The organism is Virgibacillus sp. Bac332, from assembly GCF_003667785.1.
Taxonomy (GTDB): Bacteria; Bacillota; Bacilli; order Bacillales; family Amphibacillaceae; genus Virgibacillus; species Virgibacillus salarius.
Genome location: NZ_CP033046.1, coordinates 1,483,184 through 1,499,116, shown reverse-complemented (window position 1 = coordinate 1,499,116; position 15,933 = coordinate 1,483,184). Strand labels below are relative to the sequence as shown.

At 37.0% G+C, this 15,933-nt stretch carries 12 protein-coding genes and 1 other annotated feature (1 of these 13 running past the window's edge); of the genes, 5 read left to right on the top strand and 7 right to left on the bottom strand.

Translation table 11 applies throughout. From position 1 onward, the window contains the following. Nucleotides 1-214: 214 nt before the first annotated feature. Nucleotides 215-649, bottom strand: a complete 435-nt coding sequence (locus D9782_RS07135; RefSeq protein ID WP_121604392.1) for a VOC family protein — start codon at nt 647-649, stop codon at nt 215-217. Between the two features lie 316 nt (nt 650-965). Here D9782_RS07135 and D9782_RS07130 point away from each other — a divergent pair, with 316 nt between their 5' ends. The 4 genes from D9782_RS07130 to D9782_RS07115 all read left to right on the top strand — a co-directional run bounded on the left by D9782_RS07130 (nt 966) and on the right by D9782_RS07115 (nt 4,102). Further along, nucleotides 966-1,721 (top strand): GTP cyclohydrolase II, encoded by a 756-nt coding sequence (locus D9782_RS07130; protein ID WP_026680311.1) that lies wholly within the window; start codon nt 966-968, stop codon nt 1,719-1,721. Beyond that, on the top strand, nt 1,714-2,820 hold the full coding sequence (gene ribD / locus D9782_RS07125) for a bifunctional diaminohydroxyphosphoribosylaminopyrimidine deaminase/5-amino-6-(5-phosphoribosylamino)uracil reductase RibD (protein WP_121604391.1): 1,107 nt from the start codon (nt 1,714-1,716) through the stop codon (nt 2,818-2,820). The genes D9782_RS07130 and ribD overlap by 8 nt, the downstream gene beginning before the upstream one ends. Then, on the top strand, nt 2,820-3,392 hold the full coding sequence (locus D9782_RS07120) for a 5' nucleotidase, NT5C type (protein ID WP_026680309.1): 573 nt from the start codon (nt 2,820-2,822) through the stop codon (nt 3,390-3,392). The genes ribD and D9782_RS07120 overlap by 1 nt, the downstream gene beginning before the upstream one ends. Nucleotides 3,393-3,706: 314 nt before the next feature. After that, entirely contained in the window at nt 3,707-4,102 is a 396-nt protein-coding gene (locus tag D9782_RS07115) for a RidA family protein (protein WP_026680308.1), read from the top strand. 140 nt (nt 4,103-4,242) lie between these two features. Here D9782_RS07115 and cydC read toward each other — a convergent pair whose 3' ends face one another. The 5 genes from cydC to D9782_RS07090 form a co-directional block, all read right to left on the bottom strand. Next, on the bottom strand, nt 4,243-5,955 hold the full coding sequence (gene cydC, locus D9782_RS07110) for a thiol reductant ABC exporter subunit CydC (protein ID WP_121604390.1): 1,713 nt from the start codon (nt 5,953-5,955) through the stop codon (nt 4,243-4,245). After that, on the bottom strand, nt 5,952-7,685 hold the full coding sequence (gene cydD, locus D9782_RS07105) for a thiol reductant ABC exporter subunit CydD (RefSeq protein WP_026680307.1): 1,734 nt from the start codon (nt 7,683-7,685) through the stop codon (nt 5,952-5,954). The genes cydC and cydD overlap by 4 nt, the downstream gene beginning before the upstream one ends. 37 nt (nt 7,686-7,722) lie before the next feature. Next, complete coding sequence (locus tag D9782_RS07100) at nt 7,723-8,736, bottom strand: cytochrome d ubiquinol oxidase subunit II (RefSeq protein ID WP_026680306.1); 1,014 nt, start codon at nt 8,734-8,736, stop codon at nt 7,723-7,725. Then, nucleotides 8,733-10,085 (bottom strand): cytochrome ubiquinol oxidase subunit I, encoded by a 1,353-nt coding sequence (locus D9782_RS07095; RefSeq protein ID WP_034678641.1) that lies wholly within the window; start codon nt 10,083-10,085, stop codon nt 8,733-8,735. Before D9782_RS07095 ends, D9782_RS07100 begins: the two co-directional genes overlap by 4 nt. 331 nt (nt 10,086-10,416) lie before the next feature. Beyond that, entirely contained in the window at nt 10,417-11,511 is a 1,095-nt protein-coding gene (locus D9782_RS07090; RefSeq protein ID WP_121604389.1) for a glycosyltransferase family 2 protein, read from the bottom strand. 152 nt (nt 11,512-11,663) lie between these two features. Between D9782_RS07090 and pdxK the strand changes: the two genes are divergently transcribed. Continuing rightward, nucleotides 11,664-12,461 carry a pyridoxine/pyridoxal/pyridoxamine kinase gene (gene pdxK, locus D9782_RS07085; RefSeq protein ID WP_026680303.1) on the top strand — a complete coding sequence of 266 codons (798 nt, stop codon included), beginning with the start codon at nt 11,664-11,666 and terminating at the stop codon, nt 12,459-12,461. A gap of 163 nt (nt 12,462-12,624) precedes the next feature. Here pdxK and ileS read toward each other — a convergent pair whose 3' ends face one another. Then, nucleotides 12,625-15,723 (bottom strand): isoleucine--tRNA ligase, encoded by a 3,099-nt coding sequence (gene ileS, locus D9782_RS07080; RefSeq protein ID WP_121604388.1) that lies wholly within the window; start codon nt 15,721-15,723, stop codon nt 12,625-12,627. A gap of 79 nt (nt 15,724-15,802) precedes the next feature. Beyond that, nucleotides 15,803-15,933, bottom strand: a binding site (T-box leader) (it continues 122 nt past the right edge of the window).

Sequence of the window (15,933 nt, the reverse complement as noted above, 5' to 3'; positions counted from 1 at the left end):
TCGTTAATCAGAAGTTCCAATAAACATAAATTATTCAATGGATTACCAATATTGGTTTCAATTTAATGGTTGAAGTGAGGGTCTTACTACCAGTTATATGCGGGATAAATAACTGTTCTTCAAATAATGGGGAGTACGGTTTGATCAAATCAGTCAGACGCTTGGCTAAATCACTGGAAAATGAATATTTTAAAGCAATTGTATGAACATCCTTTCACTCTTCATTCCATATCTGTTGCTTATACAGTTTCGTCTCTTCTGCAGAAGGAGGAATGACTGTTATTACATCAATTAATATACCATTTGGGTCTTCTGTAATAAAATGTCTTTGCCCAAATTCTTCGTCACGGAGTTCCTGTATCAATGGAAGTTTTAACTCAGTAATAAGCCTGTCATAAATAATATCTACATCCACTACCTCAAAATTTAAAATTATTCCCTGTACAGATTTTCGATATTCCTCTGGAATTGTTGTGTGGGTAGCATTTAATATGGCTAATTCATACGTTAGTGAATTCGAAACCCGTTTTAAACTAGTATACCAATCTGCTTCGTACACCACCTCAAAATTAAAATAGTTTTGGTAATAGGTGGAACTTATCTCCACTTGATCTGTCATGATAACTGGATAAAAACTCGATACCCGCATAAACATCCTCCTATATCATTTTTTTACATCTTAACATACATACAGTATGTATGTAAACGAGAAATAAAGTGAACCTTCAAAATTAATAAAATACTATTTTTATCCCAATCGGAAGAAAATATAGTACATACTATATGTTAGTAACAGGTCTAACGTATTAATAAACGACGTGCTTTACCTCCGTATCGTTTATCTGATCTAGGTTCTCCTATACCAAGTAAATTTCTCAAATATACTGGATAACATTAAAAGAACGAAAAATTGATGATATCCGTTTTTTTCATTATACTTAGTGGAAATGAAAGGAGATTACAAAATGGAACAAATAAAGCTTAAATCTGACGTTTTTTCTATTTTGAAGGATAAAATTCAACTCATACAAAAGAATGAACGTGCTATATATTTAGTTGGACCAATTCAACTACCTGTAAATCTAGATGGAGAGACAACTGTATTCCAGTGGTATTGCTGGCTAAATTATGATCAAATTACAGAGGACTATGAAGAAATCATTAAAAAATTAGCTTCCTCTAATTTGGCTGACTTCCAACAATCCAGTGTTTTAGTATATGGGGATTTCGCTAATGCTGAAAATGCCTTAATTCGTATGCATTCCATCTGTCATACTGGCGATATTTTTGGAAGCAAACGCTGTGATTGTGGCTTTCAATTAAAGGAATCCATGAAGCGAATTAAAGAAAATGGTGCAGGCGCACTATTCTACTTATCGAACCATGAAGGAAGAGGAATTGGCTTATTTAGTAAAGCAATGGCTTACCTCCTTCAAGAAAACGGCTATGATACCGTTGAAGCCAATGAAGCTCTTGGTTTTGTTAATGACTCTAGAGATTATGATGACGCTATTCTAGTCTTGAAAAAATTACGTAACAAATCAGTTACCTTAATTACAAATAACCCGAAAAAGCTTGAAGCGTTAGAAAAAGCTGGGCTACCAGTCTCAGGGAGAACCCCATTATGGGGTGATGTTTCTGAATACAACCGTAAATACTTACAAACGAAAGTGACAAAGTCAGGGCATTTGCAAGCAGAGGGGAATTGCTTCAATGACTAATCATGAATTTTATATGGATATTGCATTAAACAACGCCCGAGCTACGAAAGGACAAACGGACCCAAACCCTCTAGTGGGGTCCGTCATTGTTAATCATAATCGAATAGTTGGCCTAGGCACGCATTTGCAAGCTGGGGAGCCACATGCGGAAATTCATGCATTGCGAATGGCTGGAGAGCAGGCAAGGGGTGGAACGATTTATGTTACACTTGAACCATGCTCACACCATGGTCGAACAGGTCCTTGTGCCGAAGCAATTGTACAAGCAGGGATTAAAAAGGTTGTTATTGCAACCCTAGATCCAAATCCAATTGTTTCTGGAAATGGAGTTTCTATTTTAAAAAAAGCAGGTATCGAAGTGGAAATCGGTATTCGTGAAGCAGAAGCAATTAAAATGAACGAAGTATTTAATACGTATATTGTACAAAAGAGACCTTTTATTACTTTGAAAACTGGAATCACTTTAGATGGAAAAGTTGCTAGTCATACGCTTAGCAGTAAATGGATTACATCTGAAGAAGCCAGGAAGGATGTTCATCAACTACGAACCGAACATATGGCGATTCTTACAGGAATAAATACCGTATTAAAGGATAATCCCGCGCTAACAGCAAGGATTCCAAATGGTCGTAACCCTCTAAGAATTGTTATGGATTCTTCCTTGAGAATTCCTTTAGATTATCAGATTGTTCAGGATAAGCAGGCAAACACTTGGATTTTTACAACCAAAAATCATGATAGACATAAGCGAAAAGAATTAGAAGGATTTGGTGTTACTGTTATTAACACAGGCGATTCAACCGTTGTTGATCCAGGGAAAGTCATAACATATCTAGGGGAACATGGTATATCATCATTACTAATTGAAGCTGGAGGAGTAATCAATGCCTCCTTTATTGAAAATAGATTGGTAGATAAAACGATTATTTATATGGCTCCAAAATTAATCGGTGGAAAACATGCTCCAACTTTTCTTGAAGGGACTGGCATAGATAAGATGGAACATGCAATTGAACTGAAGGATATAGAAATAACACAGATTGGTAAAGACTTTAAATGGACGGGATATCCTGCCTACAGGGATATGAGGGATGTATAATGAACTTTGGATTTGATATTGATGATACGTTACTTAATTTACGAGAACATGCCTTTAACTTGTATAGAGAGAAATTAAATAAACATGTACCTATTAAGGAATTCTATCGTTTAACCAGGGTAGAAATTCACGAACCTTTTGGACTTACAGATAAAGAAGGAAAAGAATTGTGGAGAAGCTCGTTAGAATCTATTTATTATACGGATTGTCCTATCTTTCCAGGAGCATTAGAAACAGTAAAATGGCTTAAGCGTGAGGGACATGATATATATTATATTACCGCCCGTCCTTCTCAACATGGCGAACGAACAAAAAAATGGTTAAGCGAACGTGATTTCCCTATCGATGATGGTAACTTTTATTATGGAATGAAGGATCATGAAAAAATAACCATCATTAACGAATTAAATCTCGATTACTACGTAGATGACAAGCCAACTGTCCTTAAGACATTGTTAGATAGTGACACAACGCTTCTATTAAAAGATCAGTCCTATAATAGGAATTTTACAGAGGCTATTCGACTATATGATTGGTACGAATTGAAGGAGTTATTGGATACACTACCGTAAATTTATACGAGGTACACTCACTGTCGCTATAACGCTTTTTTACATTGATCGTGATGAAAAAAAATGATAAAATTCATTTAGAAGATTGATCAATAATTAATTATACATTTCGATTACGATATAGCAAACATCGAACTTGTCAGTAAAGAAAGGAGTATGCATATTATGAAGAAAAGATCACTTGAATTTTTATCTTTAGGATATGGATACTCTACTGCTGTTTTTTTCTAAGATACATTTCCTAGGGTGGAGTGTGTCTAAATGCCTTTTAGAGAAAACTGCAGATACTAATAAACATGACGAGGTCGATAAAAATGAAAAATAAAATAACTAGAAAAAACCCAGCAAACATGCCGGAACCAGTCGGTAATTACACTCATATAACCAAAATACCTAGGAACTCGGAACTTTATGTAAGCTCCGGACAGGTCGGAGTAGATCAGAATGGTTCATTCCCAGAAAGTTTGAACGCACAGATTAACAATACATTTCATAACATTAAAACATTACTAGAATCTGAACAGCTAGAAGCAAATAATATTATAAAAGTAAATGTTTGGGCAACTGAAAAAATTGATTGGGATTACCTGTATTCCGAATGGGGAGAATTATTCGGTAACAATTACCCTGCAATGACTATCGGGTACATTACAGAATTAGGTTTGCCAGAAATAAAAATAGAACTAGAAATTTGGGCAGCTAAAGTATAAAAATAACGACACACTTCATTCTTGCGAACCCCCTTTTGAAGAATTATCTCAAAAGAGGGTTCCTTTTATATTAAACTATAAAGGATCATCTCATTAATCATTATTACAAAAGGGTGATCCGAAACTAGTACGAGATACTGCTATAACAAATTCCTCTCTAATTCTTTCATTTCATAGAAGTATCCACGCTTATCCATTAGCTCCGTAAAGGTTCCTTTTTCTACTACTCGTCCTTGATCCATCACAATGATTTGATCCATACGTTCCATACCAGTTAAACGATGACTGATCAAAACAACTGTATCATCTGCTGCTTGTTGAAAAAGGTGGTTATATACAATCTGCTCTGTTACAGCATCAAGTGAAGAAGTAGGTTCATCCAACAACCAAAAACATCCCCTTTTAAGCATTGCTCTTGCAATTGCTAATCGTTGTTTCTCTCCGCCAGATAAATTTTCTCCTTTTTCAAATACATGACTATCTAAATCAAAATGATCTAATTGAACTTTCTTAAGCATGGCATGCATCTCATTCTCTGTTACTCCATCATTCGCTAATTGCAGATTATCTCTAATCGTACCATAAAAGAAATGATTTTCTTGGAGAACGACACTTGCAGCCTCCCAGATACTCTCCTGTTGGATCTGGTCGAAATTCGTATTATTCATGGATAGTTTACCTGTATCTGTCGTGACCAACTTTAATAGTAGCTGTAGTATGGTTGATTTTCCGGAACCACTTGGACCAACTATTGCTGTTTTGGAACCAGCTGAAAGCTGCAAATCTACTTCATGTACAGCTGGTCGCCCTTCATTTAAAAACGTATAGGATACACCTTTCATGTTGATAGTAGGTGCAGTTACGATTTGCTGAAATAAACTTGATTCCACCATTTTTTTATCCTTTTTCTCAACTATAGAAAATAATCGATTCGCTGCTCGTCTACTATCATTAAAATGAATCGGAAATACAGCCATGGGTGATACATCTTCAAATACAGTAATAGAAAGCATAACCAACATAGCTAATAACACACCATCTAACTGTCCTTGCCCAATCAAATAGGCGCCAACAGCCAAAACGCTCCACGTTACCAGTAATGAAACAAAATTATTAATTGACTGATTATACAAGGTGTTAATCCCCTCATGCTCCTGTTCCATGATATAAGTATTAGATGTCTCTAAAAGTTGATTTCGCTTATTATCCATTTGCTGATAAATTTTCAAATCACGAAATCCATACAGAAACTCGGTTACTTCTGTTGATAACTTTGCTCGCTCATCTCGTACTTGGCTGTTGATTGTTTGTTGACGTATAGCAAAAATAGCAGGTATTACAACTGCTGTGAGTAATAGTCCAATGAACAGAATAATGGCTATATGGATAGAGTAAAAGCATGTAAAGAAAATTGTGCTAAGAAACACGAGCCCTAAAACAATTGGTGGGTAGACCACACGCAGGAAGAAATTTTGTAGACTCTCTACATCCCCAACAATTCTTGCCAAAAGATCCCCACTACGATACTTATTAAATATACCCGGTGCTAATGGCTCTAATTTTTGATAAAAAGTCATTCTCAAATTACTAAGCATCGTAAATGTACCCCGATGGGAAACAAACCGTTCTCCATATCTACTGAACGCTCGAATAAAACTAAGCAATTTTACAGAAGCAATCAGAATCATTAACGTATAAAACGGCGGCTGTAATGCTGCTTTTGAAATTAAATATCCGCTAGCCGAGAACAGTAATACCGTAGCTAGACCAGCAATAAACCCTAAAAAAATGGAAAGGAGAATATCTCTTTTTTCCTTCATCATAAGCCTGGTCACAATTACTAGATCTCTCATTCAGCCTTCCCTCCCCGTTGTACAGATACCATTGTTCGGTATCCGGGAACCGTTTGTACTAATTGTTCATGTGTTCCTTCTGCAATAAGCATTCCATCATCAAGAAACAGGATCTTATCCGCATCTTTAATCGTGTGCAATCGATGAGCTACTGTAATAATCGTGGCGGTTCTCGCAAGCTTTTCAATGGAAGACTGCAAGATTCGTTCTGTCTTTAAATCTAATCCAACGGTTGGTTCATCAAATAGTACAATAGATGGTTGCTTTAAAAAGGCTCTTGCTAAGGCTAGACGTTGCTTTTCTCCCCCAGACAAGCCTCTTCCACCTTCTCCTACTACTGTGTCATAGCCATGCTCAAATGAAGCGATTGTATCCGAAATACCTGCCTGTTCTGCTGCTTCTTCTATTTCTTGTTTTGTTGGTTGTTGATGGTTACTTCCAATAGCAATATTATCTGTAATTGTCCCCGAAAAAATATATGGATCCTGTGAAATATAGCTAAGTCTATGAAACCAGTCTTCCTCTTTATATTTAGTTAAAGGCACACCATCAATAGCTATACCACCTCCGTGCGTTGGGATAATACCTGCAATCATATGCAAGAGCGTCGTCTTTCCAGATCCTGTTTTACCAACAATCGCATTCTTGGTTATTGGTGAAAAGCTTGTATTAATTTGTCTTAATGCAAATTGATCTTCTCCATATTGAAAGCCCGCATTTATTAATTCCAGTTTTACTGGGATATCTGTTTTCGGAATCGGCTTATCTCCCCAGTGAACAGCTGGTCCATCCACTAACTCTTCTTCAATTTTTCTTATAGCTCCCATACTGCTTCTTCCATTATGGAAAGCCGTTCCTAGCTCACGTAGTGCTGTGAAAAATTCAGGAGCTAGTACGAGCACGTAAAATGCCGTAAAAAAAGATATTCCATCAAAAATAATTAGTTGCAGCGCAACTTCCAATGCGATGATCCCGATTGCCAACATAGAAATCAGCTCTAACATAAAAGATGATGCAAAGGCTACTTTTAAAATATCCATCGTAGCATCCCGAAACCCTAAACTGCTTTGTTGAATAGCTTCTTTTTGCTGCTTAGCTTTGCCAAATAATTTTAGAGTAACAAGACCTTGAAGCGTGTCTAAAAACCGACCTGAAAATACAGCCAATTTCTCCATTTGTTCTTCTGACTTTTTCTTTGTTTGCATCCCAATTATAACCATGAATAATGGGATAAATGGGAATGTAATAAGCATAATTAAACCAGTATTTACATGCTGGGTAAATACAACTATTAATATCATAACTGGAATAATTGAAGAGCGAATCACTTGAGGGATATATTGACTAAAATAGCTATCTATCTCATCAGTGGCGTCCATGGTGACACTAACCTTTTGACCTGCCTGCCCCTTAAGTGAAGCCTGAACAGGGTTTTCTGTATAATTCGCAAGCAATATATATCGAAAATATCTTTTTGCATTTGCTCCCAGTCGAACACCGACCCTACCGCTCAGGTAAGTAAACATAGTCCTTACGAAGAGAATGATGAATAATCCTCCCAATAATGGGAGGATTTCTCGAAAGGTTAGATCATCCAGAAAGACACCATCGATTATGCTGACGAGTAGATAAGCTTGTCCAATAATTGCTCCACCCGTTATGAAAGCAAACACCAATAAATAGATCATGCTAAATTTTTTGCTATTTAAAAATTCTTTTACATCGCGCATTATTTTGCTCCTGTTCAACAGAATCTTTTGTAGCTCCTCATTTCTTTCCCTTCACATAATCTGCATTAAATAAGAATAAGCGCATGAGTAAAATTAGCGAAGGAATTAGCAAAAATAAGCCTAAGATAAATACGACAATCAATGCAATCCCTGTTGCTTCATGCGTCGCATTTTCGTAAATCGTAATATAAGGATCCAAAATATATGGAAGATGACTAGCACCATATCCAAAAAAGGCAAAGAAGAATTGCAGCATCACACTTATAAATGCTAATCCATAACGTTTTCCTTCATAAATTAACCACATGGCAATCATAAAGAACCCAACGGATAGACCGAACATCCACCACAAATCAAACATATTCTGATAATGACGTTCATTATGCTGACCTAAAGCAATAAATGTAGTCAGCGCAGCAATAATGGTCGGTGTAGCCCAGAATAATGCGTATTTACGAACAAGCTTTAACGCTGCCTGGTCGTTCGCCCTTGCTGCATAAAATGTTAGAAACGCTGCGCTAATAAATAGCACGGATACAATAGCAAGAAATACAACGCTCCATGAATAAGGACTTGTAAATAATGCAAGATAGTCTAAAGAAACAACACCATTCTCTTCTAAAATAAAACCACCTTCAGACATCGTTAGAGCAGTAGATAATGATGCCGGAATTAATAAACCCGTTGCTCCATATAAGAACATATACACATTGCTTTTTTTAGATCCGTAATTTTCAAAGGCATAAAAGGAGCCACGTATGGCTAGCAATATTATAGCAATACTTCCTGGAACTAACAGTGAAGTTCCATAATAGTAAGCCGAGTCAGGGAAGAACCCGACGATGCCCACAAAGAAAAAAACAAAGAATACATTGGTTACTTCCCAGACAGGGGACAGATATCTTGAAATCAATTGGTTGATAATATGATCTTTTTTTGTGATTTTTGCGTAATACGCAAAAAAGCCAGCGCCAAAATCGACAGATGCAACAATAAGATAACCATATAAAAAGATCCACAATACGGTAATCCCAATTATTTCATAACTCATGTGTTATCACCCTTTTCTATCGTCGGGTATTTCTTCTCTAGTTCTTCTTCAGCCGGATTATTTTTAAAAAGCTTCCTTAATACAATAACACCTAGTACTCCTAATACGATATATAATCCAAGAAATAGTAGAAACATCAAACCTACATATGGAGATGTCGTTGCCGCATCCTCTACTAACATATAACCCCGTAATATCCACGGCTGTCTGCCTTCTTCTGCAAATATCCAACCGAATTCAATAGCGAGCATCGCTAATGGTCCACTAGCTACGAGTAGCCATAGCATCCATTTATTATGTTCATTCCACCGTTTAATTTTCCACGATAAAATATATAGTAAGGACACTCCTAATAAGAAGAATCCGATTACCACCATAAAGTCAAACATATAGTGAATCCATAAAGGTGGACGTTCCTCTTCAGGGAATTCTTCAAGTCCGGTTACCTCACTCTGAAAATCCCCATAAGCTAGGAAACTTAAAAGCCCAGGGAAACGAAGTACACCAGCAGGTGTATTCTCATCACCTAACCAACCAAACAGGACAAGATCTGCTCCTTCCTCTGTTTCAAAATGCCATTCTGCAGCTGCCAATTTTTCGGGCTGATGCTCTGCCAAAAATTTTGCGGACACATCTCCAGCAATTGCTGTCAAAATTGAAAAGAGAAAGGTTAATGTAACCGTTAATTTTAGTGCTTTTTTATGATATTCTGTTCTTTTCTTCCGTAGCATACTGAATGCAGCGATTGCTGCAAGAATTGCAGCCACTGTCAAATAAGCAGAAGTTAAAACATGAAATACCTTTGAAGGCATAGCAGGATTAAACATAGCATCGATTGGATTTATGGCCGCAAAACCACCTGCTCCTGTCGTAAAGCCTTCAGGTGTATTCATAAATGCATTTACTGAAGTAATAAATACAGCAGAAAGTGCACCTCCAATTACAATTGGAAGAGAAAACCACCAGTGGGTCATCGGATTTTTAAATCGATCCCACGTATAAAGGTATATTCCTAAAAAGATGGCTTCAAAGAAAAATGCAAATACTTCCATAAAAAGCGGTAAGCTAATAACATTTCCAGCTACTTGCATAAATTGCGGCCAAAGCAATGATAGCTGGAGTCCTATAGCTGTACCTGTTACAACACCAATTGCTACAGGAATAACGAATCCGCGTGTCCAGCGCCGTGCTAGCATTGAATAGTGTGGATCATTCTTTTTAATTCCAATAAATTCAGCAATAGATATCATTAATGGTACTCCGACACCAAGAGTAGCGAAGATAATGTGAAATACGAGTGTTAGTGAAGTTAAAAGTCGACTCACTAGCACCGGATCCATATCCATCATAATTCGGTTTTTCCTCCTTTATTCATGCAAGCTCTCAACTTGCTCAGTACTGATCAAGCGAATATCTATTCATATACATCCTTATCCTTAGACTGATTTAAGCATGTTATTGTTATCCACTTTACTGCTAGTATAAACTATACTTATATAGAAAAAAGATGATTACCATGACAAAACATTGACAAACCAAAGACAAAATTATGTCTGTCTACATTTAGATAATTCCCTATTGTAGACAAATTACACCTCAAACTGAGATTTTTCATTGCAAAAATGATGAAAAACCCCTACACACAAGTTAAATGTATGCAGGGAATCAATAGTTCATAGCTTATTTTAACTCCTCTTTATCTAAGCGCTGAAAGAATTTTTCATTATGAAGTACTTGTGAATTGGTTGGATTATATTTTTTTGTTATGACATGATTATGATAGGCATCTTTTTTATTCCCTAATTGCCAGTTACAATAGCACATCTGTAAATGAGGATACCAAGTGGAAAATGCTGTATTTGTAAATCCGCTATCATTTTCAGGTTCTAATGTAAGTGCCAAAGCATACCAAATATTTGCCTTTTTGAATAATCCGTTTTCTTTAAAATGGTCCCCTACCCTACATGAAACCTCAGGGCGCGGCAAGTCAAATTTTAATGTTTGTAATAAAGCCTCCAATTCTTTATCTGACTCCTGTTTCGCTTTAAAACAGTCAGCCATATAGATGCATGCACGTATTTCATCCTCCACCCATCCTTGCTTTGTATTTAAGAAGCGCTGATAGTACGTAATTGCCTCATCTATTCGCCCGTGATCCTTTAGCTCATTAGCATAGTAAAACATATCCCTTGGAGTAAACGCTTTGCCCTTTTCCAATTGCCTTTCATAAATTTTTAAATTGCGATCCCCCTTGTTCGAAGTATTATTCTTCTCATATTTCCGGTGAGTTACAGCTATTTGTGAAGGAATAATATTTCCGCCTACCTGTAAATACTCATGGACTACTCCAAACCATTTAAATTGATTACTTCTTTTTACAAGCCGATTTCTTCGATATTTAAAAGTAGGATTTCCTTGTTCATCAAATGCAGTGTGATAATACATGGAAACTGCATCTATGCCATCATGGAGCTCTTTTTTTAGTTCTTTTAACTTTTCCATATCCTCAGGAAGCAAAATATCATCTGCATCTAACCACATGATAAAATCCTTCGTTGCATAGCTAAAGGCTTTATTCCGTGCAGCTGAGAAGTCTTCGATCCATTCAAAATCATAGACTTTGCTTGTATAACTGGAAGCTATCGCTTTAGTATTATCCTTTGATCCAGTATCTAGAATAATTATTTCGTCACAGACCGATTCCACACTTCTTAAGCATTGTTCTAATATTTCTTCTTCATCCTTTACTATCATGCATAAACTAATTGTTTTCATTCATTTCACCACCTTATCTAGCTACCATTACTATATGATTTATATCCATGCAATTGTTCATAACGCTCCTACAGCATCTAATACTTTCATTCTCAGAATTTCTGTTATATTCTATAAGAAGAACGAAGAATCTTAAGTTTGGGGCGATATAAATGACAATGAAAAAAACCTTAACTCTTGCTGGCTCTGATTCTAGCGGTGGTGCTGGAATTCAGGCGGATCTGAAGACATTCCAAGAGCATGATGTTTACGGTATGACAGCACTTACCTCAATCGTGACAATGAATCCTGATGGTTGGAGCCACCATGTTTCACCCATTGATGTTAATATTGTAGAAAAGCAATTGGATACCATTCTATCCGTTGGCGTTGATGCTATGAAAACGGGTATGCTAGGTTCTGTTGATATTATTGAATTAGGTGCAAGAAAGATTGAAGAATATCAACTGCGTAATTATGTTCTTGATCCTGTGATGGTATGTAAGGGAGATGACGAGGTCCTTCAGCCAGAGAACACGGACGCAATGCGCGAACTTTTACTACCACATGCAATTGTCACAACACCAAATTTATTTGAAGCAGGACAACTTGCACAAACAGGACCGATTAAAACAGTTGATGGTATGAAAGAGGCTGCTGTAAAAATCCATGAACTAGGTGCTAAAAATGTCATTATTAAAGGTGGAAAAGCATTTGATTACGAAAAAGCCTTAGACCTTTTTTATGATGGAAACTCCTTTACACTTTTGGAAAAGGATAAGATTAATACAACTTATAATCATGGTGCTGGTTGCACATTTGCTGCTGCTATTACAGCAAATTTGGCTAAAGGAAAATCCGTTGAAGATGCTGTCAGAGATGCAAAGGACTTTGTAACAGCAGCAATTACTTCTGGATGGAAATTGAATGCATATGTAGGACCGGTTATGCATGGAGCCTATAATAAATAATGTAATAAAAATGCCATGGAGCTACTAGTCTCCATGGCATTTCTTGTATTCCATTAAGTCTATAGCGTAATTAAAGTCATCCATGCCAACAGACAATTTGGAATAAACTATAACTGACTATTAAATAGATTGAGCATAATCAAGGCTACGCTCCCTGAAATTTTTAGTTACTTTCTATATCTATAGCTATATCGATCGATTCATCTTCCACGTTAATTGTTTTCATGGTGTCTTTTTTTCCAAATTCCATTGACTTTACCAATAAATTTCTTTCCATAATTCCCCGAAATTGAGTAATAACTTCCCTTACATTGTCTGAAGCATCGAAGATAAGGTGTACACGTTTATCAACTGGTAAATTCAATTCTTTTCGATATAGCTGTACAGCACGAATAATTTCTCTGGCCATTCCCTCTTGTTGAAGTTCCTTCGTTATTTGCGTATTTAAATATACAGCATAGCTTTCATTTGTAGCCATCTCTATTCCCTCTTTTGTTACCTGTTGAATTAAAAGATCTTCTGCTTCTAACTGTAAAATCTCCCCTGATAAAAGCCTTACCTGGAAATCACCTTCCGCAATCTTTTTTGCTTCTTCCGTAGATAATTGCTGCAACCGTTTTTGGACCTCCCCAATTTTCTTGCCTAACTTCGGACCAGCAACTGGAAAATTCAATTTAACTTCATATCGAACAGAAGCTATTGGTTGATTTAGTACATTAACCTGCTTCACATTTATTTCATCCTTGATAATATCTTGATAGTTCATTAAATAATTCGTTTGGATATCGTCACCTACTATTAATAATTCCGACAGTGGTTGTTTTGTTTTCATACCTGACGTATTTCGAGCATGACGTGCTAATTCAACTACCTGTAGGACACCACCCATTTCTTTCTCCAATTGTTTATTAAGTAAGTTTTTATCGACGTTAGGAAAATCTGCAACATGGACACTATTACCAGTAAGATTAACATGTACATCTTCTGTAATGAACGGCATAAATGGTGCAAGTAGACGACTAGTTGTCGTCAAAATTTCATATAACGTATGGTAAGCTGCAAGTTTTGAATTGTCCATTCCCTTACCCCAGAAACGATCTCTGGAACGGCGAATATACCAATTACTCACCTGTTCAACAAATACAGCTAGCTCTCTTGTAGCAGAAGTAAAGTCATAGCTATCTATATATAATTGTGATTCTGTTATGGCTGTCTGTAGACGAGAAAGGATCCAGTTATCAAGTATGGATCTCTCTCCAGCTTGGTGCAAGCTTGGATTAAACTGATCAATCTTCACATATAACGTATAAAATGAATAAACATTCATCCATGTATCAACCATTTTCGACTTCGCTAAAGCAACAATATTTGAAGAAAAACGCTTATTATTCCACGGAGCACTATCCGCCAATAATGACCAGCGCAATGCATCAGCGCCATATGTTTCCACAAGTTCGATTGGGTTTATAACGTTTCCCTTACTCTTTGACATTTTTCTTCCGTCTTCATCTAAAATATGCCCTAACGATAATACACGTTTATAGGAAGGCTTCCCTGTAAATAAGGAAGATACCGTCAATAGACTATAAAACCAACCCCGCGTTTGGTCAACTCCCTCAGCAATTACATCCGCTGGAAATTGCTTCTCAAAAAGCTCCCTATTCTCAAAGGGATAATGATATTGAGCAAACGGCATGGAGCCACTATCAAACCAAACATCAATCACTTCACTTGTTCGATACATACTACCCTTACATTTCGGACAGTTTAGCGTAATTTTATCAACATATGGTTTGTGTAGCTCCAGATCATCTGGAATAGCTTTTTCTGCATGTTCTCTTAATGCTTGAACACTTTCTGGCACAAACTCGTGCTGACAGCTATCACAAATCCACACATTTAAAGGAGTGCCCCAATAACGATTTCTCCCTAAATTCCAATCCACCATATTTTCTAGGAATTTACCGAATCGCCCGTACTTCATATGCTCTGGATACCAATCGATGGATTCATTGTTCTGTAGAATAATATCTTTGATAGCAGTAGTCTTTACAAACCATCCTTCCATAGCATAGTAAATAAGGGGTGAATCGCAACGCCAACAATGTGGGTAGCTATGCTCATATTTCTCTTTTGCAAATAAGCGTCCCTTATCTGCCAGCATTTTTATGATGGATACATCACTGTCCTTGGCAAATTTCCCCGCTAGTGGTTTAACAGACTCTTTATACCTTCCAGCCTGATCGATTACATGAACAAAATCCAAACCATTTCGCTGAACAGCCTGATAATCATCCTCCCCATGAGCAGGAGCTAAATGAACGATCCCGGTACCACTATCTTTAGTTACAAAATCAGCACCAATCACTACATACCCTTTCAATACTTCTACATAAGGAAAGAGCGGTTCATACGATAAACCAACAAACTCTACCCCCGTATGTTGACTCACGATCTGGTAGTCAGCTGTGAACACTTGATCGACAAGAGCTTCTGCAACAATATAAACATTATTATTCTGTTCTACTTTTACATAGTTCATTTCTGGGTTTACAGCTAAAGCAATATTGGCCGGCAATGTCCACGGAGTTGTCGTCCAGCCTAAGAAGTATTCATTCCTAGTATCTTTTATTTTGAATTTCGCTGTTACGGATAGATCTTTTACGTCCTTATAACCCTGAGCCACTTCATGCGAACTTAACGATGTTTGACAGCTAGGACAGTATGGCGTTACCCGATGTCCTTGATAGAGCAGCCCTTTTTTATGAATCGTTGCAAGGATATACCATACACTTTCAATATAATTATTATGCAATGTTACATACGGATCATCCATGTCGACCCAATATCCAATAGCTTCCGTAAAGGAACGCCATTGTTTTTCATAATCAAATACACTTTCCTTACACGCTTCGATGAATGCCTCCACCCCATATGCTTCAATCTCCTGTTTACCAGATATTCCAATTTTTTTCTCAACACCTAGTTCTACTGGTAAACCATGCGTATCCCAACCAGCTTTCCGCACCACTTGATATCCTTGCATCGTTTTATACCTTGCTACTACATCCTTAACAACTCTACCAAGGACATGACCAGCATGGGGTAACCCATTAGCGGTAGGCGGACCTTCATAGAAAACAAACGATTCATTGCCATCTCTGTTTCGAATGGATTCCTGAAAGATCCCTTCCTCATTCCACCATTCCTTTATTCTTTTCTCCCTTTCTATCGCTGTCTCTTTATGCACAGATTCGTTCATAAACTCACTCCATTTCAATGATTACTATTATACGGTTCGTATCGTCATCCTTTTATATACATAAAAAAACCCGCCCCTAGATAGGGACGAGTTTCCACCCGTGTTACCACCCTGATTCCAGATAATGTATATGCAATACAATTATCTAGCACTCATCAACGTACTATCATACGCGCCCCTTTTAACGGCGGGTCCCCGGGAAAACTTAAA